20 protein-coding genes are annotated in these 23,702 nt (G+C 68.8%); all 20 read right to left on the bottom strand.

What is annotated here, in order from left to right:
• Nucleotides 1-139: 139 nt before the first annotated feature.
• Nucleotides 140-1,309, bottom strand: a complete 1,170-nt coding sequence (gene aroB / locus HZZ10_RS03365) for a 3-dehydroquinate synthase (RefSeq protein ID WP_373367312.1) — start codon at nt 1,307-1,309, stop codon at nt 140-142.
• Nucleotides 1,306-1,878, bottom strand: coding sequence for a shikimate kinase (locus tag HZZ10_RS03360; RefSeq protein ID WP_218928391.1), 573 nt, complete (start codon nt 1,876-1,878; stop codon nt 1,306-1,308). The genes aroB and HZZ10_RS03360 overlap by 4 nt, the downstream gene beginning before the upstream one ends.
• Nucleotides 1,875-3,062: a chorismate synthase gene (gene aroC / locus HZZ10_RS03355; protein WP_179912411.1), complete on the bottom strand. Its 1,188-nt coding sequence runs from the start codon at nt 3,060-3,062 to the stop codon at nt 1,875-1,877. Before aroC ends, HZZ10_RS03360 begins: the two co-directional genes overlap by 4 nt.
• Before the next feature lie 104 nt (nt 3,063-3,166).
• The gene (locus tag HZZ10_RS03350) at nt 3,167-3,847 is read right to left on the bottom strand and encodes a hypothetical protein (protein WP_179912410.1); all 681 of its coding nucleotides are present in this window, start codon (nt 3,845-3,847) and stop codon (nt 3,167-3,169) included.
• Nucleotides 3,844-4,572, bottom strand: coding sequence for a fimbrial assembly protein (locus HZZ10_RS03345; RefSeq protein WP_179912409.1), 729 nt, complete (start codon nt 4,570-4,572; stop codon nt 3,844-3,846). The genes HZZ10_RS03350 and HZZ10_RS03345 overlap by 4 nt, the downstream gene beginning before the upstream one ends.
• Nucleotides 4,569-5,636 (bottom strand): type IV pilus assembly protein PilM, encoded by a 1,068-nt coding sequence (pilM, locus tag HZZ10_RS03340; RefSeq protein ID WP_179912408.1) that lies wholly within the window; start codon nt 5,634-5,636, stop codon nt 4,569-4,571. Before pilM ends, HZZ10_RS03345 begins: the two co-directional genes overlap by 4 nt.
• Before the next feature lie 102 nt (nt 5,637-5,738).
• A complete protein-coding gene (locus HZZ10_RS20000; protein WP_179912407.1) occupies nt 5,739-6,524 on the bottom strand; it encodes a prepilin peptidase in 786 nt (261 codons plus the stop codon).
• Nucleotides 6,521-8,365: a hypothetical protein gene (locus HZZ10_RS03330; protein WP_056132610.1), complete on the bottom strand. Its 1,845-nt coding sequence runs from the start codon at nt 8,363-8,365 to the stop codon at nt 6,521-6,523. Before HZZ10_RS03330 ends, HZZ10_RS20000 begins: the two co-directional genes overlap by 4 nt.
• Nucleotides 8,365-9,156, bottom strand: coding sequence for a PulJ/GspJ family protein (locus tag HZZ10_RS03325; RefSeq protein ID WP_162246147.1), 792 nt, complete (start codon nt 9,154-9,156; stop codon nt 8,365-8,367). Before HZZ10_RS03325 ends, HZZ10_RS03330 begins: the two co-directional genes overlap by 1 nt.
• Nucleotides 9,153-10,727: a type IV pilus modification PilV family protein gene (locus HZZ10_RS03320; RefSeq protein ID WP_179912406.1), complete on the bottom strand. Its 1,575-nt coding sequence runs from the start codon at nt 10,725-10,727 to the stop codon at nt 9,153-9,155. Before HZZ10_RS03320 ends, HZZ10_RS03325 begins: the two co-directional genes overlap by 4 nt.
• 110 nt (nt 10,728-10,837) lie before the next feature.
• Nucleotides 10,838-11,257: a prepilin-type N-terminal cleavage/methylation domain-containing protein gene (locus HZZ10_RS19790; RefSeq protein ID WP_179912405.1), complete on the bottom strand. Its 420-nt coding sequence runs from the start codon at nt 11,255-11,257 to the stop codon at nt 10,838-10,840.
• Between the two features lie 153 nt (nt 11,258-11,410).
• The gene (locus HZZ10_RS03310) at nt 11,411-11,848 is read right to left on the bottom strand and encodes a type II secretion system protein (RefSeq protein WP_056132601.1); all 438 of its coding nucleotides are present in this window, start codon (nt 11,846-11,848) and stop codon (nt 11,411-11,413) included.
• Nucleotides 11,845-13,071 (bottom strand): type II secretion system F family protein, encoded by a 1,227-nt coding sequence (locus tag HZZ10_RS03305; protein ID WP_056132598.1) that lies wholly within the window; start codon nt 13,069-13,071, stop codon nt 11,845-11,847. Before HZZ10_RS03305 ends, HZZ10_RS03310 begins: the two co-directional genes overlap by 4 nt.
• Before the next feature lies 1 nt (nt 13,072).
• Nucleotides 13,073-14,221 (bottom strand): type IV pilus twitching motility protein PilT, encoded by a 1,149-nt coding sequence (locus HZZ10_RS03300; protein ID WP_156382753.1) that lies wholly within the window; start codon nt 14,219-14,221, stop codon nt 13,073-13,075.
• Nucleotides 14,222-14,987: 766 nt separating this feature from the next.
• Nucleotides 14,988-16,661: a GspE/PulE family protein gene (locus HZZ10_RS03295; protein ID WP_179912404.1), complete on the bottom strand. Its 1,674-nt coding sequence runs from the start codon at nt 16,659-16,661 to the stop codon at nt 14,988-14,990.
• A gap of 144 nt (nt 16,662-16,805) precedes the next feature.
• Nucleotides 16,806-17,762: a shikimate dehydrogenase gene (locus tag HZZ10_RS03290; RefSeq protein ID WP_179912403.1), complete on the bottom strand. Its 957-nt coding sequence runs from the start codon at nt 17,760-17,762 to the stop codon at nt 16,806-16,808.
• On the bottom strand, nt 17,741-18,910 hold the full coding sequence (gene mltG, locus HZZ10_RS03285; protein ID WP_179912402.1) for an endolytic transglycosylase MltG: 1,170 nt from the start codon (nt 18,908-18,910) through the stop codon (nt 17,741-17,743). The genes HZZ10_RS03290 and mltG (HZZ10_RS03285) overlap by 22 nt, the downstream gene beginning before the upstream one ends.
• Before the next feature lie 158 nt (nt 18,911-19,068).
• Nucleotides 19,069-20,121, bottom strand: coding sequence for an endolytic transglycosylase MltG (mltG, locus tag HZZ10_RS03280; RefSeq protein WP_179912401.1), 1,053 nt, complete (start codon nt 20,119-20,121; stop codon nt 19,069-19,071).
• Between the two features lie 353 nt (nt 20,122-20,474).
• On the bottom strand, nt 20,475-20,978 hold the full coding sequence (gene ruvX, locus HZZ10_RS03275; protein ID WP_179912400.1) for a Holliday junction resolvase RuvX: 504 nt from the start codon (nt 20,976-20,978) through the stop codon (nt 20,475-20,477).
• Nucleotides 20,975-23,662, bottom strand: a complete 2,688-nt coding sequence (gene alaS / locus HZZ10_RS03270) for an alanine--tRNA ligase (protein ID WP_179912399.1) — start codon at nt 23,660-23,662, stop codon at nt 20,975-20,977. The genes ruvX and alaS overlap by 4 nt, the downstream gene beginning before the upstream one ends.
• Between the last annotated feature and the right edge of the window lie 40 nt (nt 23,663-23,702).

Below are 23,702 nucleotides of genomic sequence, written 5' to 3'. Positions count from 1 at the left end.
TGAGCACGGACCTCTTCACCCCCCTCGACACTCTCGACGAGCCGCCGGGCACAGCGCGCTCTTCTGCCACGACGACCGCGCCTGACCGACGGAACACCGCTCTTCGACGAGAACGGCGGCGCGTCGACCGGAGCGTCGGCTAGAGCGAGATGGCCCTGCTGGTCGGTGCGTCTGCGCTGATCTCGGCGTAGGCGGCGGCGAGCAGCGTCGGGTCGGGGCCTTCGAGCCGGGTCGGCTTGCCGATGCCGTCGAGCACGACAAAGCGCAGCAGGTCGCCACGGGACTTCTTGTCGCGGCGCATCACGGCGAGCAGCTGCTCCCAGCGGTCGCCGCGGTACGTCAGCGGCAGACCGACCGACGCGAGGATCGACCTGTGGCGGTCGACGACCTCGTCGTCGAGGCGACCGGCGAGACGTGCGAGCTCGGCGGCGAAGACCATGCCCACCGACACAGCAGCCCCGTGACGCCAGGCGTAGCGCTCGACCTGCTCGATCGCGTGGGCGAGGGTGTGCCCGTAGTTGAGGATCTCGCGGAGCGAGGCCTCCTTGAGGTCTTCGCTGACGACGCGCGCCTTGACGGCGACGCTGCGCTCGACGAGCTCACGGACGACGTCCCAGAGATGGTCGTCGATGCTCGCGGGCCAGGTGCCGAGGGCTTCGGCGTTGGCCTCGACGAGGTCGAGGATCACCGGGTCGGCGATGAACCCTGTCTTGATGATCTCGCCGAGCCCCGCGACGAAGTCCCAGCGCGGCAGCGTCTCGAGGGCGACGAGGTCGCACAGCACGCCGACGGGCGAGTGGAAGGCACCCACGAGGTTCTTGCCCTCAGCCGTGTTGATGCCCGTCTTCCCGCCGACAGCGGCGTCGACCATCGCGAGCAGGGTCGTCGGGATGTGCACGACCGAGATGCCGCGCAGCCACGTGGCGGCGATGAAGCCGGCGACGTCGGTCGTCGCTCCCCCGCCGAGCGAGACGATCGCGTCGCTGCGGGTGAAGTCGGACTGGCCGAGCACCTGCCAGCAGAAGGCGACGACATCGACAGACTTCGCTCCCTCGGCGTCGGGGATGACGGCGAGGAGGGCCTCGTAGCCCTGGGCGAGGAGGTCTTCACGGACGACGGCGGCCGAGGCCTCCATCGCCTCGGTGTGCACGACGAGGACCTTCTTGACGCCGGTGCCGAGCAGGCGCGGCAGCTCGCCGAGCAGCTGCTTGCCGATGAGCACGTCGTAGGAGTGCTCTGCGTCGACGCGCACGACGGAAGGGGACGGCGCAGTGGCGGTCTCGGGCGTGGCAGTCGTCTCGTCGGTCACGACGGGTCCTCCGGTGGGGTGGGACGGACCAGGGCCTCGTGGATCTCACGGGCGACCTGGGCGGCGGTCTTGGCGTCGGTGTCGACGCGGTGCGTGGCGATCCGCTCGTACACGGGGCGGCGCGCCTCCATGAGGCTCGCCCACTTCGCACGAGGGTTGCCGAGCAGCAGCGGGCGCGCCTGGTTGAAACCGACGCGGGGCGCGACGTGGGTGAGGCTCACGTCGAGGAACACGACGGCGCCGCCGTCGTGCGTGTACGCCTCGAGGGCGGCCTGGCTCAAGGTGTCGAGGACGGCTCCGCCCCCGAGGGCGAGCACCCCCTCGTGGACGGCCAGGGCTGTCGTCACGGCCTCGCGCTCGAGAGCACGGAAGTGCGGCTCGCCGTCGTCGACGAAGATCTCGGCGATGGCCTTGCCGGCCGTCACCTCGATGTCGGTGTCGGTGTCGCGCAGGTCGACGCCGAGCAGCCCGGCGAGCAGCCGGGCCGTGGTCGACTTGCCGGACCCGGGCGGGCCGACGAGCACCACACGCGGGCTCTGCGCCCCTGCGCCAGTCGGTGACACGATCAGCGCAGCAGCTCGGGGATGGCGGCCAGGTACGCCTCGGCGTTCCGGCGGACCTCGCCGACGGAGTCGCCGCCGAACTTCTCGAGGACCACGTCGACGAGGGTCAGCGCGACCATCGCCTCGGCGACCACGGCTGCCGGCGGAACGGCGCAGACGTCCGAGCGCTGGTGCTGGGCGGTCGCCGGCTCCCCCGTCGCGACGTCGACAGTCGCGAGAGCGCGCGGGACCGTGGAGATGGGCTTCATCGCGGCGCGGACCCGCAGGACCTCACCGTTGCTCATGCCGCCCTCGATACCACCAGCACGGTTGGTCCGGCGGCGCAGACGGCCGTCCTCGTCGCGGTCGATCTCGTCGTGGGCCTGCGAACCGCGGCGGGCGGCCGTGCGGAAGCCGTCGCCGACCTCGACACCCTTGATGGCCTGGATCCCCATGAGGGCCGCGGCGAGCTTCGCGTCGAGGCGACGGTCGCCGTGCGTGTACGAGCCGAGGCCCGTCGGGACGCCGTAGGCGAGGACCTCGACGACGCCACCGAGGGTGTCGGCGTCCTTGTGGCACGCGTCGATCTCGGCGACCATCGCGTCCGAGGTGGTCTTGTCGAAGCAGCGGACCGGGTCGGCGTCGAGGTACGCGACGTCGTCTGGCGACGGGAGCACGGCGTCCTCAGGAGTGAAGACCGGGCCGATGCTCGTCACGTGCGACACGAGACGGATGCCGAGAGCCTGCTCGAGGAACTTCGCGGCGACGGCGCCGAGGGCAACACGCGTCGCGGTCTCCCGGGCGGAGGCGCGCTCGAGCACAGGACGAGCGTCGTCGAAGGCGTACTTGCGCATGCCCACGAGGTCGGCGTGGCCCGGACGCGGACGGGTGAGCGGCGCGTTGCGCGCACGGTTCAGCAGCGCCGGGTCGACAGGGTCGGAGGCCATGACGTCGACCCACTTGGGCCACTCCGTGTTGCCGATCTCGATCGCGAGCGGACCACCCTGGGTGATGCCGTGCCGCAGACCGGCGAGGATGCGCACCTCGTCCTGCTCGAACTTCATCCGGGCGCCGCGGCCGTAGCCCAGACGACGGCGCGCGAGCGCGTCCTGGATGTCGGAGGTCAGCACCTCCACACCTGCGGGGACACCCTCGACGATGCCCACGAGTGCAGGGCCGTGCGATTCACCTGAAGTCAGCCAACGAAGCATGCGGACATCTTCCCACGGACCAGGGCCGACGACGCCGGGCGCCCGAGTGTCGGACGCCCGGCGGGGCGAGGTGTGCCGGGCGCCGACACTCGGTACCAGCCAGGTCAGCTGGTTGTCACCGCAGGCTCCTCGGCAGTGGGAGCCGCCGGCGCAGGTGCGGCATCGGCGTCCAGGACGTAGACGTAGCCGCTGATGACGATCTCCGCATCACCCTTGGCCGTCGCGGGGCGCCCACCGCTCGCGCCGGTCTCGTCCTGGCCGGTGAGGGAGACACCGGTCGCGAGGAAGAGCCTGGACGTCGCGGTCTGGAGAGCCTTGACGTACTCGAGCGTCGCAGTGGGGTTACCGAGGACGGTGACCGTGACCGGGACCGCGTAGAGGCCCACCGGCGCCCCGGTCACGGCCGCGACTCCAGGGATGGCGGCCAGCGACGCGAGGACCGGCGTCGAGGTCGACGTCGTGACGTCGACGACGAACGCACCCGTGCCGAGCGAGACGTTCGCAAGCTCGACGTTGAACGCCGCCTGCTCGAAGGTCGCGGGAATCTGGCTCTGGAGCCCGGCGAGCGTACCGCGGAACTCGTCGATCTTCTCGAAGTCTGACTTCAGCTGTGCGATCTGCACCTCGAGCAGATCGTTCCGGTCCGCCTCCTGGACAGCCTGCTCGCGGGCCAGGCTCGCCTCGTCGAGCTGCGGGGAGATCGCCAAGAACCAGGCGATCGCGAGCAGCGCGGTCGAGATGGCCGCCGTGCCGATGATCCACGGGGTCGATGCTGACGTCTTCACTTGGAATCTCCTTCAGGGCCGAACCGGCCAGAGAGCGCGTCGACGCTCAGCTGCACGGTCGAGGTGACCTCGTAGTAGACGACACCGTCTTCCTCGCCGACCGTCTGGGTCAGCACCTGGGCGTCGTGCATGCCCTCGATGCTGTTGAGCATGTCGATCCAGGCTGCGGTGTCCGGCAGCGTGGGCGACCTGTGTGTGATCGCGACCGACGCGATCCCGGCCCCCACCAGGGGGTCTGCTGGGACGGGCGGACCTTCGAGCGGGTTCATCGCGGTCGTGGCGAACCCGGTGAGCTGGGAACCGGCCGGCATCTGGAGCAAGACAGCGTAGAGGTAGTCGCTCCAGAGGATCTCGCTGCCCATGCCGACTGTCCTGGCGAGCTCGGCGTTCGCGATCTGCCCCTTGATCTGCGGCACCTCGGAGTACGTGCTCTGCTCCTGCTGGAGACGGAGAGTCTCCGCCTGGACCGTCTCGAGCTCGGACTGGGCTGAGCTCACCGAGAGCATGCTCGCCACGTACCCGAGCAGAGCCACGATCAGCACGACACCGAGGACGAGCAGGAGCCACACCTTGACACGCTGGAGAGCGCGCCCCGCGCGGACCGAGGCTGGGAGCAGGTTGACCTGAGGCAGCGAAGGGGCGCCGGCGATCATGCCGGTCGATGCGGCCCCTGGTGCCTTCTTGGCCTTCTTCACGGAGAAGCGGGGCTGTGTGTCGGTGCTCATGCTGCGACTCCGAAGGCCAGGCCGAGCGGGACGCTCAGCACGTGCTGTATCGCCTCGAGCTCAGGGCCCTTCGGCATGTCAGGACCGGTCTTCATGGTCGACAGCGGCAACGCGACCGAGACGCCGACGCGGGCTGCGGAGGAGACGTACTGCCCAAGACCTGAGAGCTGGGCTGCGCGGCCGGTGAGCAGGACCATGTCGAGAGCCTCCCCCGGGTGGTTCATCGCGAAGTAGGAGAGCGTGCCCCGGACAGCCTCGACGAGGACGTGGCCGACCTGGGCGACGGCTTCGGCTGCTGGTCGCAGCTCCGGCGGGACAGCCAGGCCGATCCCCACCTGTCGCTTGATCTGCTCCGCCTGGGTGTCCGAGACCCCCATGGCGGACGAGACCGCGTCGGTCATGTCCTGGCCGCCGGTGGGCAGGACACGGACGAACTGCGGCATGCCGCGCGAGACGATGACGACCGTCGTGATGCGGGCGCCGATGTCGACGAGGGCGACGGTCCTGTCGACCCATGGCCCGCGTGCGAGGCTCCGCGTCAGTGCAAGAGCTGTGAGGTCGACCATGACAGGACGCAGCCCGGCAGCCGTGACGGCAGCCACGTTCGACTCGACGGTGTCTTTCGTCGCGGCGACTAGGAGCCCGTGGACGACGGGGCCGTGCTGACCCTCGGACGTGCCCGTCGGGACGTAGTCGAGGAGCGCGTCCTCGACCGCGACCGGGATCTGGTCCTGCACCTGGTAGGGCAAGGACTGGCGGATCTGGTCGAGGGGCATCGCCGGGAGGTCGAGGTCACGGACGAGGACGCGCTGGTTCCCGACACCGATGACGACGTCCTTCGACCGGAACTTCGTCTCGCGCCACAGCTGCTTGATCGCCGTCGCCACGACGTTCGGTTCGACGACCTCGCCGTCACGGATGGCACCAGCTGGCAAGGGGACCTCACCGAACCGGACGACCTCGGGCGTCTTCGTGGCTGCGGGGCCCTTCGGCCCGAACTCCACCTCGACGGCACGCACGCTGGTGCTGCCGATATCTAGCCCGATCACTCGTGACTTCGCCACCGCACATCTCCTTCACCGGACCCCGGATAGGTCCGGAAGGAGTATCGACGCCTGTCAGGCTGGTCTTGAGCCGGGTGTGAGGCCCGCTCCACTCTTCACCCGTCAGGTGAAGGTCGAGAGGTACGCGTCCCAGACCCGCTCACCGACGACCATGCCGACCACGGCACCCAAGAGCATCCACGGTCCGAAGGGGATCGCCGTCTTGCGGCCCGCGGACCGAGCACCGAGCAGCGCGATCGAGAACACCCCGCCGAGCAAGAATCCCGCGAACCCGCCGACGACCAGGGTGCCCCAGCCAACCGACGCCAGATAGGCGCCGAGGATCGCCGCGAGCTTGACGTCCCCGAGGCCCATCCCGGGCGGGTAGACGATCACCAGCAGCAGGTAGAAGGCGAAGAGCACGACAGCTCCGACAGCCGCCCGGAGCAGCGATGACCAGTCCCCGCTCCCCCACGCGGCCACCGCGAGCAGGACTGCGACCACGGGGTACGAGCCGACGACGATCACGTTGGGCAGGCGCTGCGTCTCGATGTCGATGAGAGTGAGTGCGATCGCGATCGCGACGCCGTAGAGGTACGCAGGCAGGGTCCACGCAGGACCGACGGTGAAGGCGACGACGGCGAAGGCCACCGCAGTCCCTGCCTCGACGAGGGGGTACCGGGCCGAGATGGGCTCGCGGCAGTCGCGGCACCGCCGTCCGAGCAGGACCCAGGAGAGCACGGGAACGTTGTCCCGGGAGCGGATCTGCGTGCTGCAGGCCGGGCAGGCGCTCGGCGGCGAGACGACAGACTCGCCCCGCGGGACGCGCCAGACGACCACGTTGAGGAATGACCCCACGGCAAGGCCGAGCACGCCGGCGAGGAGCGCGACGAAGAGGTCCGTGGTCACCCTGTCTTCAGCCTCCCGTCGGTCTGCAGCTCTCCGCTGTACCGCGACGACCACTCAGAGTTGGCCCAGTGCGGGAAGTACGGCGGCGCAGAGAACTTGAGCCGCAGATCATACGTGTAGAGCTTCTCGTAGCCGGTCATGCCCGGCCCGGTCCCAGACCCCACAGCCCCTCGCCAACGCTGCGCAATCGATCCGGTGACCTGCAAGGTGCCCTTCTTGGGGCCGATGTTGTACCTCTGGACGAAGAAGGAGTGCTGGAGCGTCTGGATCGAACCGGCGATCTGGATTCCGCTCGTCGGGACGATCTGGTTGGTCGTCGGGTCGGTGTAGCGCTTCGGCCAGGTCCCGTCGTTGACGTAGCTACCGGTCCCCGCCTCGTCCTCGTTGGCAGGGGTTGCCCAGCTCCACGAGTTGTTGCGGCCGGTCGCGCTGACCGTCACCATCCGCGGGTGCATGACCTCGACGGAGTTGGTGGCGACCAGGCCGAGCATGTCTTCACCGAACCGGCCTCCGGCGAGCACCACGTCGCCCGTCGCGATGACCGACTGCTCCGCAGCGACGGTCAGTCGGCCCTTGAGGACGCCCTCGACGTAGAGGTTCCCCTCGCCGTTCAACCTTGTGGCGTCGGTCATGTTGAGGTCGTACGTGTACGACGCGCCGCTGCGCGGAGTGAGGTTCTGGGCATAGGTGCCCAACGGCAGCTTGCTGCCCGCAGGACCGCCGATCTCACCGCCGTAGAGCTGGCGGCGGTCAGCCGACGGCGAGGATGCGACGTAGACGACCTGCTCGTGCGGGACCGGTACGGTCGCGCCGTTCGCCGAAGCCAGAGCCGAACCGGTACCGCAGCTCGGCACCTTGCCGTCGGGCGTCGGGATCGCGATCTTGGCGCCGGAGAAGTTCGAGTCCTTGCTCCAGACCGTCATGGTCCCGCCAGCGTTGAAGATGATCCTCGTCGCACCGTAGTAGTGGCATCCAGGGTAGGTCGCAAACTCTGCGGACGTGTCCTGCAGGTAGAGGGCGCTCGAGTACACGGGCTGCTTACCAAAACGACCCGTCGATCCGCTGCGCAAGCACCTGTTCCACGTCGAGGTCGTCGCGGTCACGTTGACGCAGCTCGAGTTGGCCGACTCGATGCCCATCTGGAACTGCGCGTTGCTCGAGAGGATCGCGTCGTTGGAGAACACACGTCCGTCAAGCGTGTCGTTCGCGATGAAGGTGATCTCGGAGCACCCCGACCGCGTCTGCCAGAAGTACTTCGCCAGACTGTTGCCACGCTTCCCGCAGCTGTCGTTCGGCGCCCCGTTGGGGTAGCTGATCTTGTTGGCCGGGTCGGCTGACTCGAAGTCCGTGTAGTACACGAAGTCCGTCGAGCCTCCCTTGCCGACAGCAGCCTCGATCGTGCGGTAGACGCCCTTCGACCGGCCGGTCGAGGTGACCATGACGGTCCCGTCGGTGAGGGCCTTGGAGGAATCGACGGAGTAGTGGAAGTGCGGTGCGTCCGCCGCCTGGGTCCCTGGGCTGACGGCCTGCCACCCGGCCGGGGTCGAGGCCGACCAGCCGCAGGAGTTCACCGTGGTCATCGGACCCTTCAACGCGACGTTCGCGCAGTCCACCCGCGCGTAGTACGAGTCGTTCCGGTTGAGCTGGCTGATGTAGTCGTCGATGCCAGCCTGGGCTGCCGACATCGCGCTCGAGTAGTCCTGGTCGTGGCGGGCGAAGCGCTCGCTCTGCATGACGTACGCGAGCCCGGCGAGCACGAGCACCATGAGAGTGACCATGGAGCCCATGACGAGGACCATCGCCATGCCGGAGTCGTCCGCGGCGCGGGGTGTCCTCTTCATCACTCAGTTCCCGTCTTGATGAGCGACTGCGCGTTCGGCAGCAGCACCCGCTGGATGTAGGTGGTCGGCTCTGCCCTGTAGGAGCCCTTGCCCTGGACGGCCACGGTGAGCTCGACGGAGAGCACCTTGCCGAGCTGGTCGGCAGCCAGGGTGCCGTTCGAGGGCAGCGTCATCTTGGCCCCGTCGGCGTCGAAATACGTGAAGACCGGCTTGCTGGTCTGGACCCCCCGAGCGAGGACGCGGGTCTTGATGGTCGCTGCGCATCCCGCTCCCCCCGTGCAGTACGCGTACCCGGAGGCCCCGGGGTTCGGTGAGCTGGGTCGTTGGACGGTCTCGACGAGCTCACCCGCACGAGCCCCTGTCATCACCTCGTAGGTGACCCGGCTCGGCCCGACGGAGTTCTTGGGGTTGTCGAGGTTCGAGTAGAACTGCACCTTCGCGGTGGACCCTTGGACGAACCCCGGGCTGGTGCAGCCGGCACAGGTCGCCGCCAGCTGGCTCGGTGTCACCGCGGCCCGCAGCGTCTTGGTCATGCTGGCGACCGCCACCCGGGCCGCGTCCACCTGGTCCTGGCGGGAGATGTTCTCCTGATTGGTCCGCTGGACACCGATGACCAGGGCTGCGGTCATCGCGGCGACCAGCGCGGTGACGATCATGGTCACCATGAGCTCGACGAGGGTGACCCCTCTGTCGTCGGCGGAACGTGAACGGACCCGCCCCAGCAGCGTCGGCTGCCGCGTCGCCTGCACTAGACCGCGCCCGGCAGGACGGGTCTCGAGATCTGTGGTCACGGCTGCGCTCCAGGTCCGGTCCAGGTGAAGGTCGTGTCGGCGCCGTACGGGACGGCGACGAGGCCTGTGCTCGAGCACGGCTGGTCGGTCGCGGGTCTGCCACCCGCGTCCTGTGCAGCGAAGACGTACCAGTCCCCCGCAGGCAACGTCACGGTCGCAGTCGGGCCGGCACCGATGATGACTGCCGCACCCTCCGGGTCGGCTGGCAGGCACGCGTCGTCGGCCGCGTGAGCGGGGACCGCCCAGAGGGGACCCTGGTCGGCCGGTGCCTTGGTGATCGTCAGCGTGCTCGGCTTCCAGACGACCTCGGTCGCGCCACCTGCACTGAGACTGACGGCCGCCGGTCCGGGAGAGCAGCCGACGAGGTCGCTCTGAGCCGCGAAGCTCCACGACCCAGGAACGAGCTCGAACCCAGCCGGGTCGACCGCGATGGCCCCAGGTGCAGCGCAGTCGGTGACGCCAGGCCGCATCGCGAGGATCGTCGTCCCGGCGGGAGCACCCGTGATCGAGCCCTGGGCGAGGATGATGGGGACGTCGAGACGACCGGTCCCGCCCGGGGTTAGGACCACCGACGGGTAAGAGCTCGGGGCAGTCGTCCCGTAGAACGCCCCGTACGTCGTGGGCCAGAGGCCGCCGATCGTCGTCCGGACTCCGGAGAGGACGTGCGAGGTGAGCCCGCTCGACCCCTGGAACACAGACTGGTAGACGCTGAGCGAGCTGCCGGCGACGTCCGCGTCGACCACGTCGCCGCCGACCACGGTCAGCTGGAGCGAGGCGGCACGGTCGTAGGCCATGTCGATGGAGGAGTTGAGCTGCCCCTGGGTGACGTTGCCGACGAGACGGGTCGGGGCGGCGTTGCCGGCCATGTCGACATGACCGGGATCGGACAGGCGGACGGAGTACGACGTCCCCGTAGCGCCGGTCTTCGGGCGGACCTCGACGACGGCGCAGCCGGCATCGTCGGTGGTTCCCGACCGGGACTCCCCGGTCGAGAAGACGGTGACCGTCCGACCCGGGTTCGGGCCGCCAGCAGCATTCGTGACCTTCACGGCGACATACGACGTGGTGGTGGACAGACCGACACCCTTGGGCGGAGCCAGGTTCGTCGTGTTGACGACAGGCTTCGTCTGCCCCATCGACGGCCACGTGACCTCGACACGAACATTCATGGTGGGGTACTTCACGAGGGACCCGCCCTCGCAGGCCGAGGCCGCGGAACCTGTGACGTTCCAGGCGACCGAGCGCTTCACGGTGTACGGCTTGCCGTCGACGACGAGGGCTGAGCCAGCAGCACCGAAAGAATGGGGGTTGATCACGGTCCCCGCAGTCATGAGGTCCAGCGGACCCTGCTCCGACTTCATGAACTGCTCGCGGACGTAGTCGACCTCGCGGGCCGCCAGGTTCGAGGCAGCGACGCGGGCGCGGTTGTTCACCGTCGACGCCTGCGTCTGCAGCACGATCGCGAGGACCGTGGACGTGAGGATGCCGAAGAGCACGACCGCCACGACGACCTCGATGAGGCTGGTGCCGCGGTCGCGCGGACCGTGCACGTCCGAGCTGGGGAACTTCATGGGGGCCTCTCACGTCAGCCGATGTCGTCGAGTCTTCTCAGCGCGTGTGGGGCGGGGGCACACGGCCCACGCCCCACACGGTCAACCGTCGATCGTCTCCAGGGAGAAGATCAGCAGACGCCTTCCTGCAGGCCACCCGCAGCCGAGTACTTGTAGCCGGTCTTCGACTTGTCACCCTTGGGGTTGGTGACCGCGACGCACCAGTCCTCGGATGTCGTGCCCTTCAAGCCCGTCAGCACCACGTTGGCGCTCGCGTTGCCGATCTTCACGTCGTTGAGCTGGTACTCGCCACCGACCGCCGTCTGCTTGATCGTGGGGGCCGTCGCACTGTCCACGAAGTAGGTGGCGACCTCCTTGCCGATCGTCGACACGTCAGCCTTGGCCGCAGCGTCCTGGGCCTTCTTCTGCTGGTTGAGGAAGAGGGGGATCGCGACGGCGGAGAGGATGCCGATGATGATGATGACGACGAGCAGCTCGATGAGCGTGAAGCCCTTGTCGCTGTTCTTTGCCGCATTGATGCGAGCGAGCATGATGCGCTCCGGTTTCTGTGACGAGGTAAGGGGTAAGTCCCGGTCGCGATCGTTCCCGTCCGGGTTCACTGCTGGTATCGGCACCGGGGCTCTACGCCTTGAGCACAGAATCTGCGTCTTCGCCATTCTTCACCCGCTGACCAGCGCGGAGGCTCAGCAGAGCCCCTCGGAGAAGCCCTCTTCCGCGGAATAACGCAGGCCGTCGGCGCTGGCTCCCCCGAGATCGTTGACAACAGCGACGCACCAGTCGTTGCGCGAGGTGATGGTCGTGCTCGCATGCAGCACGACGTGCTCCGAGCCTGCGGCGATCTTCTGCGTCCCGAACAGATATCCGCGCGACGAGTCCTGGGTCAGTGCGGGCGCTTCTTCGTGGTCGACGAACCAGGTGACGAGCTCTTTGCCGAGCAGCGCGACGTCGGCAGTCGCTGCGGCGTCTTGTGCCTTCTCCCGCTGCGACAGGAAGACCGGGATCGCGATGGCCGCGAGCAGGCCGAGGACGATGATCACCACGAGCAGCTCGACGAGGGTGAATCCACTGTCAGGTCGCACCCGCAGAGCACGGCTCGTCTGCGAGGTGCGGAGACCCTTCATCCGACGAGCTCGAAGATCTTGAAGATCGGCATGTACAGCGCGATGATCATCGATCCGACGATCGCTCCGAGGAAGACGATCATGATGGGCTCGATGAGGCTGGTGAGCTGCTCGGTTGTCGACTCGACCTCCTGGTCGTAGAACTCGGCGATCTTCTCGAGCATCTCGTCGAGCGCGCCGGTGTCTTCACCGACTGCCATCATCTGCACGACCATCGCGGGGAACACGTCGTGCTGCGCGAGCGGTCCGCTGAGCGACTTACCGCTGCGGACGGAGAGCTGGACGTCCTTGATCGCGTCCGCGATGACGACGTTGCCGCTCGTCTCACCGACGATGTCGAGCGCCTGGAGGATCGGGACACCTGCGTGCAGCATGGTGCCGAAGTTGCGCGTGAAGCGCGCGATGGCCACCTTGCGGAACAGCCCCCCGAAGACCGGGATCTTCAGCTTGATCGGGTCGAGCGCGTACCGCACCTTGTCGTCGTTCTTGTGCTTGTTCCACCAGAACGAGCCCGCGACGATCAAGAGCGCGAGCGGGATCGCGGCGATCTTCAAGACCTTCGAGAGGAAGACGAGGATCTTGGTCGGCGCCGGGAGGTCGCCGCCGAGGTTGGTGAACATGTTCTCGAAGACGGGCACGATGAACAGCAGCATGCCGGTCACTGCGAGGAGCGCGATGCAGAGCACGACGACCGGGTACGTCATCGCAGACTTGATCTTGGCGCGAAGCTTGACCTCGGACTCGAAGTTCTCGGCGACCGAGACGAGCACCTGGTCCAAGAACCCGCCGACCTCTCCGGCGCGGATCATGTTGAGCATGATCGGCGGGAAGACCTCGACGTGGCGTGCGAGGGCGTCGGACAGCGACGAGCCGGCCTCGATGTCACCGCGGACCGTACCGAGCACCTTGCTGAGGGTCGGGTTCTCGGTCTGCTCGGTGAGGATCGAGAGCGCACGCAGCAGGCTGAGCCCCGAGTTGATCATGGTCGCCAGCTGGCGCGCCATGATCGCGAGGTCCTTCATCTTGACGGTGCCGCCCTTGCGGCCGAAGGTGATCTCGCGCTGCAGACCCGTGTTCTGGACCTCGGAGATCGACAGCGGGGCCACGCCCATCGTCTTGAGGCGGTTCGCGACGGCGATCTCGGTGCTCGCCTCGATCCGCCCCTTGATGAGCTTCCCCTTGGGGTCGCGCAGCGTGTACTCGTAGGTGCGCTGGCCAGCCATCTCAGAAGCCCCCGATGTTCGTGGCGGCCTGCTGGAGCGCAGCGCCACCCTGGTTCATGCGGGCCTGGCGCCCGGTGAGCTTGTTGAAGTCCTCCATGTGGTGGCACTTCTCGAGGCCGGTGTCGTACGTGATCTGGTTGGTCCGCACGAGGTCGGCAAGGTGCTGGTCCATCGTGTGCATGCCCAGCTGCTGGCCGGCCTGCATGGCCGAGTAGATCTGGTGGGTCTTGCCCTCGCGGATGAGGTTGCGGATCGCCGGCGTGCCGATCATCACCTCGGTCGCGACGATCCGGCCCGGCCGTCCCGTGCGCTTGCAGAGGGTCTGGGACACGACACCCTGCAGGGCACCGGCGAGCTGGGTGCGCACCTGCTGCTGCTGCTCGGGCGGGAACACGTCGATGATGCGGTCGACCGTCTGGGCGGCATCCTGCGTGTGGAGCGTCGCGAAGACGAGGTGACCCGTCTCCGCCGCCGTGAGGGCCACCGAGATCGTCTCGAGGTCACGCATCTCACCGACGAGAATGATGTCGGGGTCCTGTCGCAGCACGTGCTTGAGCGCGCTCGCGAAGCTGTGCGTGTCGGTCCCGACCTCGCGCTGGTTGACGATCGACTTCTTGTGACGGTGGAGGAACTCGATCGGGTCTTCGACCGTCATGATGTGGTCGGCACGGGTCCGGTTCGCGAGGTCGACGATCGACGCGAGCGTCGTCGACTTGCCCGAGCCTGTGGGACCTGTGACGAGGACGAGCCCGCGGGGCAGGCCTGCGAAGTTCGCGACGACCCCCGGGACCCCGAGCTCTTCGAGCGGCTTGATCTCGTACGGGATGACACGGAAGGCCGCACCGACGGACTCGCGCTGCTTGTAGAAGTTCACGCGGAACCGGGCCAGCCCGCGGACCGAGTACGAGAAGTCGAGCTCGAGCTTCGACTCGAAGGCTTCACGCTGGCGCTGGGTGAGGATGTTGTAGAGCGTGCGCTGCAGGTTGTCCTGACCGATCTCGGCCTCTCCCTCGAGCGGGACCAGCGAGCCCGTGCGACGGATCACCGGAGGCGCGCCGACCGTGAGGTGCAGGTCCGAGGCGTTCGCCTCGACCATCGCCCGGAGCAGGCCGTCGAGGTCGAGGTCACCGGCCTCGGCCTGGCGTGACATCCCCATCCGGGCGCTGCCTGCGGCGGGCTGTGCGGCAGGAGCAGTCCGCGCTGGGGGCCCGGCAGGGCGCTGAGCGGTTGCAGCAGTCTGGACCGGCTGTGAGGTCGGCGCCGATCCGGTCGGGGAGCCGCCTCCGACGTGGCTCGCCGAGACCGGCGGTGAGAGCGGCGCCGAGTGCGGCTGACCCGTCGGAGCGGCCCACTGGTTCGTCTCCTCAGGGGCTACGTCGAGGACCCGGACCGTCGGTGCCGGAGCAGGCTCGTTCCGGGGGCCACCCCACCGAGGGCCTGACGTCTGAGCGGCGAGTCCTTGTGCTTGTGGGGCGGCAGCCTGGACATGTCCAGCTGGGGCGGTCCCGGCCCCGGGAGCCACACCGGACACCACACGCACCGGAGCGGCAGGAGGCTGGGCCAGGTAGGCCGGGGCTGCAGTGGGAGCGGGAGCTGCGATGCCGAAGCCCTCAGCAGTGACCGCTGGCACCGCAGAGCCGAACCCCTGCATGTCTGCAGCAGGCCGCTGTCCGCCGGACGGGGCACCGACAGGAGCGACACCGCCGTCCTGCTCTGGGGTGTGGCCGTAGAGCGAGCGTCGCGTCGGTGCGGCTCCGTCCTGCGGCGCCGTCCGCATCCTCAGCGGCGCAACCTCGGACCCTGCAGCACGGGGAGCCTCCTGGAACGGAACGTCGACGTCACTCACAGATCTACCTCTCACCGGGGCACCGCACCGAATGCGCGACGCCACCTCATCGGCGCTCTGCGCCCCCGACTTAAGCCACGACGCGGAGGATCTCTTCGATCGACGTCTGCCCCGCCACGACCTTCATCCAGCCGTCGTCGCGCAGGCTGCGCATCCCCTGTGCGAGCGCCGTCTTGGCGATGTCAGCCGACGAGGACCCGGCGACAGCGTGCCGCTCGATGTCCTCGGTGACCCGCATGACCTCGTGCAGCGCGAGCCGCCCGCGGTACCCGGTCCCTGAGCACGTGGTGCAGCCACCCGGCCTGTGCAGCACAGGCTTCGCCTCCCCTTCAGCCCAAGGGAACCGCGCAGCAACGAGCTCGACCTCGCTCGGCTCGTACGGCACCTTGCACTTGCCGCACAGCCGCCGCGCGAGACGCTGCGCGACGATGCAGTCGATCGCCGACCCGACGAGGAACGGTTCGATCCCCATCTCGACGAGGCGCGTGATCGCCGACGGTGCGTCGTTGGTGTGCAGGGTCGAGAGCACGAGGTGACCTGTGAGCGCTGCCTCGATGGCGATCTGCGCGGTCTCGTGGTCGCGGATCTCACCGAGCAGCACGACGTCAGGGTCGGAGCGCAGGATGGACCGCAGCGCCCCGGCGAAGGTCAGGCCGGCCTTGGGGTTGACCTGCACCTGGTTGATGCCGGGCAGGCGGTACTCGACGGGGTCTTCGACGGTGATGACGTTGATCTCCGGCTTGGAGACGGCGTTGAGCGTCGCGTAGAGCGTCGTGGACTTGCCCGACCCTGTCGGGCCGGTCACGAGGATCATGCCGTAGGGCTTGTTGTACGCCTCGGAGTAGACCTCGTAGTTCTCGTCGCCGAAGGACAGGTCCCGCAGGTCCAGGCTGGCCGTGGAGTTGTCGAGGATACGCATGACGATCTTCTCGCCCCACACTGTGGGCAGCGTCGCGACGCGGAGGTCGATCTTGCGCCCGTTGTGCGTGACGGACATGCGGCCGTCCTGGGGCTTGCGGCGTTCCGCGATGTCGATGTCGGAGAGGATCTTCACCCGGGAGACCACTCCCCCGGTGATGTTCTTGGGCGAGCGCTGCATCTCGTGGAGCACGCCGTCGATCCGGTAGCGCACCCGCAGGTCGTGCTCGCTCGGCTCGATGTGGATGTCGGAGGCGCGATCGGTGATGGCCTGCGTGACGATGAGGTTGACGTACCGGACGATCGGTGCGTCGTCGTCGACGGAGTCGCCGATCTTCGTGAGGTCGACGTCGTCAGCGCGCATCTCCTCGGAGAAGGCGCTCGTGAGGTTGTCCATCTCGTCGTCCGCACGGACGAACCTGTCGATCGCGCGCGAGAGGTCTTCGTGCGTGGCGACGACGGGCAGCACCTGCATGCCGGTCGAGGAGCGGACGTCGTCGACCGCGAGCACGTTGCCCGGGTCGGCCATGGCGAGCACGATCGCGTCGCCCTCGAAGGCGATCGGCAGCACCGTGTACCGCCGGCAGACCGCCCCGGTGAGCCGGCCGACGGCAGCGCGGTCGACGGGGAAGGTGTCGAGGTCGACGAACTGCATGCCGACCTGCGCGGCCAGCGCCGAGACGAGCTGCCCCTCGGACAGCACACCCAGCTCGACGAGGACACGACCGAGGCTGGTGCCGCGGACCACCTGCTCGTCGAGGGCTGCCATCAGCTGGGCCTCGCTGACGAGTCCTTCCTCGAGCAGGATCTCTCCGAGCTGCTTCATGACCACTCCTCACCTCGCTGCCGCAGGAGGTCCCGCGGCAGTCTTGACGTGAAAGGTGTCTCGGCACGACGAGGACCGACCTTGAGCAGGAGTAGCGCACGTCACCCTGACGATGAGACGGGGACGAGGGCCGGCAGCCGTCCCTCAGTGCGCGAGGGCCGCCTCGAGCGCGTCGTCCATCGCCTGGACCGGCGCGACGTGCCCGGTCATGAGCCGGACCTGCTCGGCGGCCTGGTGCAGCAGCATGCGCTGCCCGGGGACGGCCGTACCGCCGGCGTCGCGCCAGGCGGCTGAGAGCGCGGTGACGCGCGGGTCGTACGCGACGTCCAGCAGGACACCGTGGACAGGCTGACCCAGCGCGAGGATCTCCTCAGCGACGTTGTCTGCACCGTGCGCGGGGAGCGTCGAGACGACGACGTCGGCTCGCACGGCCGCAGCCGCTGCCTCGGGGATCGGGTGGAAGCGTGGCACGAGGCCCATGCGGTGCGCTGCGCGCTGCAGGTCTCCGGTGCGACCGAGCGAGCGGACGTACACGTCTGCTGTCGGGACGCCGAGCTCTGCGAGAGCCGCCAGGGTCGAGGCCGCCGTGGCACCGGCACCGAGGACGACAGCACTCCGCAGGCCGGGGTCCCGCGTGCTCCCTGTGCTCGCAGCTGCGCTGGTCGAGGCAACTGGACCGGACCCGGCGACCGGGTGCCCGTCGTCGCCCCCGCGCGAGCCCGCCGGCGCACCGCCCTCACGCAGAGCAGCGACGAGCCCGTAGACGTCGGTGTTCGCGCCCACCAGCGTCCGCGAGGCACCGGCCCCTTGGAAGACGACGGTGTTCACCGCACCCGTGACGACAGCGAGAGGATCGACGTGGTCGAGCATCCCCATCACGGTCTGCTTGAGGGGCATCGTCAGGCTGAGCCCCTTCCACGAGTCGTCGAGACCTGCGAGGAAGGACTCCAGCGTGTCCTCGGTGACGTCGACGGCCTCATAGCCCCAGTCGTCGAGTCCCAACGAGTCGTATGCCGCCCTGTGGAGGACGGGCGAGAGCGAGTGCCCGATCGGGTGGCCGAGGACGGCGGCGCGCGATCCTACTGCCGCGCGTCCAGCCATGCCTTGTACTCCTTGCGGTTCTCGTTGTGCTCGTCGTTCGTCTTCGCGAACTTCGTCTCGCCCGTGTCCGGGTTGACCGTGACGAAGTAGAGGTAGTCCGTCGCCGGGGCGTTCAGGACCGCCTCGATCGACGTGCGGCTCGGCGCGGCGATCGCCGTCGGCGGCAGGCCGGTGTTGAGGTACGTGTTGTACGGAGAGTCGATCGCGCGCTGTTCTGCCGTGGTCGTCGCGTCCGCCGAGGTACCCACGAGGTAGTGGATCGTCGAGTCCATCTGCAGGCGCATGCCGTCGGCGATGCGGTTGTTGATGACCCCGGCGACGAGCGCCTGGTCCTCCGCGCTGATGTTGCCCGACTCCTGCTGGACGATCGAGGCCTCGGTGAGCACCTGCTGGCGGTCTGCCGCAGGGACTCCGAGCTCGTCGAGGGTCGCCACGGTCCCGGCGACCATCTCGGCGATCATCTCCGTCGGCGCCGTGTCTTCGCCGAACTGGTACTGCTTGGGCGCGAGCCAGCCCTCGTAGCTGCCGCCGGCCTCGGCCGGCAGACCGGTCGCAGCGACGTCAGCCATCGCCGTCTCGAAGTCGGCCTCGGGGATCCCGGTGACCTCAGAGAGCTTGGTGACCGTCGTGGCGACGCTGTACCCGGGGCGCTGGTCGACGAGGAAGTCCGAGCGGTTGCCGGTGTCGAGCAAGAACTCGACCGCACGCGCAGCGGGCATCTCCTCGCGCAGCGTGTAGGTCCCCGGCTGGATCGAGCCCGCAGCAGGGTTGGCGGTGTACGCGGAGACGAAGGCCGGCACCGAGGCCACCACGTTGGCGTCGAGCAGAGCCTGACCGATCGCGGTCCCCGTCGCGCCCTGCGCCACGGTCACCTGGACGGAGCCTGTGCCGGGCCCGGGGAAGTCCTGGGCTGCCTCGTCACGGCTCAGCGGGTTGAGCCCCGAGAAGAAGTCTCCTCCGCGGTCCCAGACGACGTAGCCGATACCACCGAGCACGGCGAGGGAGAGGACCACGGCGACCAGGGCGCGCCGACGGCGCTTCGCGGCACGGCGACGTGCTTCGCGCAGCGCCCGCTTCTGAGCCCTGGAGAGCTGTCGCTCGTCCTCCGGCTGCTCAGAGACGGCGGGTCCTTCGAAGAGATCGTTCACCGGATGGAGCCTCCACTGTCATGACGAATGTCCTGCGCCCCCACAGACAATCTGACAACCTACTGCACCACGCCACAGATTGACATCTGACGTCAACCCGTCGGCGGGCCGCGCCCGCACCCTCAGGATACGTCCTGCGCGCTCCGGCCAGACTGGGCTCAGGCGTTCGCGTCCCGCCACGCCTGCAGCGCCTTGAGGCTGTCCTGGTACTCGGTGTACGTGTCGGAGAACTCCACGACCTTCGCGACGGGGTCGACGACGACGAAGTACCGGGCCGTGGTCTCGGCCGGCGCGACGGCCGCCTGGAGGGCCTCAGGGCTCACGGTCGAGATGGGCGAGGGCGGCAGACCGACGTGCAGGTACGTGTTGTACGGGAGGTCGGTCTCACGGTCTTCCTGGGTCACCGGGGCGTCGTCGGCGAGGCCGAGCGCGTAGCGGACCGTCGAGTCCCGCTGCAGCACCGTGTCGCTCTCGACACGGTTGGAGAGCACCCCCGCGACGGCCGCCTGGTCCGCGGGGAGCACCTGCTCCTCCTCGACCAGGGAGCCGAGAGTCAAGACCGCGAGGCGGTCCTCAGGAGCGACGCCCGCGGCGTCCAGGGTCGAGACCGTCGAGGCGATCATCGCCCGGATCATCTCGACCGGCGTCGTGCCGAGGGTGAAGTGGTAGGTCCCCGGGGCGATCCAGCCTTCGTAGACCCCTCCGGCCTCGGCAGGCAGACCCGTGCCGGCGACGTCGGCGAAGGCCTCGTCGAGCTGCGCCACGGAGACACCGGTGATGCGGGCGAGCTCGGTCTTGATCTCGGGCACGGTCAGCCCCGCCGTCACCTCGACGGTGAGGTCGGCGAGGTTCTCCGGGTCCAGGAGCGCCGTGATCGCGTCGGCGGCCCGCATCTGCCGGAAGACGTTGTAGGTCCCCGGGGCGATGCTCGCCGCGTCGGGGTTCTGGCCGTAGGCGGCGACGAAGACCTCGACCGAGCTGACGACGCCGGCATCCACCAGCGAGGCACCGAGCACCTCGGGCGTGACGTCTGCGGCGACGGTCACCTGGACAGGTTCCCCACCAGGCCCTGGGAAGTCCTCGACGGGTGCCTCTGTCGTCGCGACCAGCGTCGGCTGCTCGTCGGCAGAGAACATGTCGGCCCCACGGGTCCACATGACGTAGAAGACCGCGCCGACCACGAGGATGCCGACCAGGACAGAGAGGAGCACGCGCTGACGGTGCCGGGCCGCAGCGGCACGCTCGGCCCGCTGGGCGTCGCGTCGAGAGGGCACCGCACCGTCGCCGGTCGCCGTGCCTGGTCCCTCCGTGCCCCGCTCGTCCACGCTGGTCGCTCTCTCTTCTCTCGTGTCGTGCTCGTCGTCGCGCCGTCGTCGCACAGTCCGCTCGGTCGCTGTGCCGTCACTGCGTCGTGCTGTCGTCGTCCTGGCCGTGCCTGCTCTCCACCGCACCGAGGTCACCGTGGTCACCCGCGTCGTGGCTCCCTCTCGACCCGCCCGTCGGGATCGACCTCAGGGCCGTGGTCCGCGGTCGCCGCCTCTCAGCGGACTCCGCCCGGTCAGGCTCAGACCTCGACGAGCTCACCCGGTCGACGGTGCGACCCGCGCTCGAAGTCGAGCGCGGACTGCAAGATCACCACGGCAGCCACCTGGTCGACCACGGCCCGGTGCTTGCGGCCGGCCCGACCAGAGGCGTGCAGCGCATGGTGCGCGGACACCGTGCTCATCCGCTCGTCGACCAGACGCACCGGGACCGGTGCGACGAGACGAGCGACCTGGACAGCGTACGCACGTGCCGAGGCCGACGCTGCACCCTCGGCGCCCGAAAGGTGCCGTGGGAGCCCGACGTACACAACCTTCACACCACGCTCGACCACCTGCTCCGCGAGCACTGCAAGATCTGTCGGCACAGCAGCAGGGTTCTTGGTCGCCGTGACGAGGTCGCGCGGGAGCGTCTCGACGGGGGTCGCGATGAGCCCGTCGGGGTCGCTCACAGCGACCCCGACGCGCACGCTCCCGACGTCGACGCACAGGCGCGCGCCACGTTCGAGCGGCTGCTCCTCGCTCACGCCAGCTGCGCCGCGACGCCGTCGCGCAGACCGGCCAGCGCAGCGGGCACGGCGGTGACGTCCTGGCCACCACCCTGTGCCATGTCGTCCTTGCCGCCGCCGCCACCACCGAGGACACCCGAGGCGGCCTTGACGAAGGCACCAGCCTTGAGGCCACGCTCGCGTGCGGTGGCGTTCGTCACGACGACGACCAGCGGACGCTCCTTGCTCACACCGGCGACCGCGACGACAGTCGGCGCAGACTCGCCGAGGCGACCGCGGACGTCGAGGGCGAGGGCGCGCAGGTCGTCGGCCGAGGCCACCTCGCCGGCGTCGTGGGTCACGACGCGGGCGTCGCCGACCACCTCGGCCGAGGCGGCGAGCTGACCCGCAGCAGCGAGCAGCTGCCCCTGACGGACTGCGGCGAGCTCCTTCTCGGCCTCCTTGAGGCGCGTGATGAGACCGCCGACACGGTCCGGGAGCTCCTCCGTGCGGACGTTGAGCATGCCCGTGAGCTGCCCGACGAGAGCGTGCTCCTTGGCCTGGAAGCCGTAGGCACCGTCACCGACGAGGGCGTCGACACGCCGGACGCCCGAGCCGATCGACGCCTCGCCGAGCAGGGTCACCAGACCGAGCTGCCCGGAGCGCTTGACGTGGGTGCCCGCGCAGAGCTCGCGCGACCAGTCGCCGCCGATCGAGACCACGCGGACCCTGTCGCCGTACTTCTCACCGAAGAGGGCCATCGCGCCGAGCGCACGGGCCTCGTCGATGTTCATGATCTGCTCGGTGACCTCGAGGTCTTCGGCGAGCTGGGTGTTGACCCGCTCCTCGATCTCGGCCAGCGCGCCCTGAGGCACGGCCTGGCTCGACCTGAAGTCGAAGCGGATGCGGCTCGGCGCGTTCTCCGACCCGGCCTGGGTCGCGTCCTTGCCGAGCGACTCCTGGAGCGCCTTGTGGATCATGTGCGTCGCCGAGTGCGCACGGCTGATCGCCTTGCGACGGGCTGTGTCGATCGTCGCGGTGCCCGACTCCCCCATCGTCACCGTGCCGTCGACCACGCGGCCGCGGTGCACCGACAGGCCCTTGATGGGCGCCTGGACGTCGTCGACCTCGATGGTCGCACCACCGTCGAGCACGATGGTGCCCTGGTCGGCGAGCTGACCACCGGCCTCCGCGTAGAAGGGTGTGCGGTCGAGGATGACCTCGACCGAGGCCGGGGCTGTCGCGACAGGTCCTGGGACGCCGTCCACGATCAGACCGACGACCGAGGCACGAGCCGTGGTGTCGGTGTAGCCGAGGAACTCGACAGGAGCACCCAGACCGCTCTGGAGGGTCTCGTAGGCCGCCTTGTCGGCGCCGCCCGTCCGCTTGGCCAGAGCGTCGGCACGGGCACGCGAACGCTGCGCCTGCATGAGCGACCTGAACGCGGTCTCGTCGACGGCGACCCCGTGCTCCGAGGCCATCTCGAGGGTCAGGTCGATCGGGAAGCCGTAGGTGTCGTGGAGCTGGAAGGCCTCGGCACCGCCGAGGACCGCCTTGCCCGCACCGGCCGAGGAGAGCGCCGAGCCGACAGCGTTCTCGAGGATGGTCGTACCCGCCGTGAGGGTGCGGCGGAAGGCCTCTTCCTCGGCGTAGGCGATCGAGGTGATGCGGTCGAAGTTCTCACCGAGCTCGGGGTACGAGGCCTTCATGACCTCGATGCTGGCCGGCACGAGGGCGGGCAGAGCGGGCTCGTCCACGCCGAGCAGGCGCATGGCGCGCACCGAGCGACGGATCAGGCGGCGCAGCACGTAGCCGCGGCCCTCGTTCGAGGGGCGGATGCCGTCGCCGATGAGCATCACGGCAGAACGGATGTGGTCGGCGACGACACGCATGCGCACGTCGTCGTCCTCGACAGCGCCGTAGGCCTTGCCCGAGAGCTCCTGGGCCACCTGGATGACCGGGAAGACCTCGTCGATCTCGTACATGTTGTCGACGCCCTGGAGCAGGAACGCGACGCGCTCGAGGCCCATGCCGGTGTCGATGTTGCGCGAGGCGAGCGGGCCGATGATCGGGAAGTCGTCCTTGGTGCCGCCGTCGGCACGCTCGAACTGCATGAAGACGAGGTTCCAGATCTCGATGTAGCGGTCTTCGTCGACGACGGGGCCACCCTCGGCGCCGTACTCGGGTCCGCGGTCGATGTAGATCTCCGAGCAGGGCCCGGCCGGTCCACGGGCACCCGTGGACCAGAAGTTGTCACGCATGCCGCGGGACTGGATGCGCTCGTCCGGCAGCCCGGCCACGCGCTTCCAGATCTCGCGGGCCTCGTCGTCCTCGTGGAAGACCGTCACCCACACGAGCTCGGGGTCGAAGCCGAGCTTTCCGTCATCCACGGATCCCGTGATGAAGTCCCAGGCGTAGGCGATGGCCTCTTCCTTGAAGTAGTCCCCGAAGGAGAAGTTGCCGTTCATCTGGAAGAACGTGCCGTGCCGGGTCGTCTTGCCGACCTCTTCGATGTCGAGGGTGCGCACGCACTTCTGCACGCTCGTCGCCCGCTTCCACGGAGCCGTCTGCTGCCCGGTCATGTACGGGATGAACGGCACCATGCCGGCGATCGTGAAGAGCGTCGACGGGTCCGGCGAGATCAGGGACGCCGACGGGACCACGGTGTGCCCGCGGTCGGCGAAGTAGGTGAGCCAACGCTGGCGAATCTCGGCGGTGCGCATGAAGTCCTCTGGCTGGGCGATGGGGCGGCGGACGGCACGA

It is taken from the genome of Sanguibacter inulinus, assembly GCF_013415325.1.
Lineage (GTDB): Bacteria > Actinomycetota > Actinomycetes > Actinomycetales > Cellulomonadaceae > Sanguibacter > Sanguibacter inulinus.
Note: the sequence above shows the minus strand (reverse complement) of the source record. Positions and strands in the feature narration are given on the sequence as shown.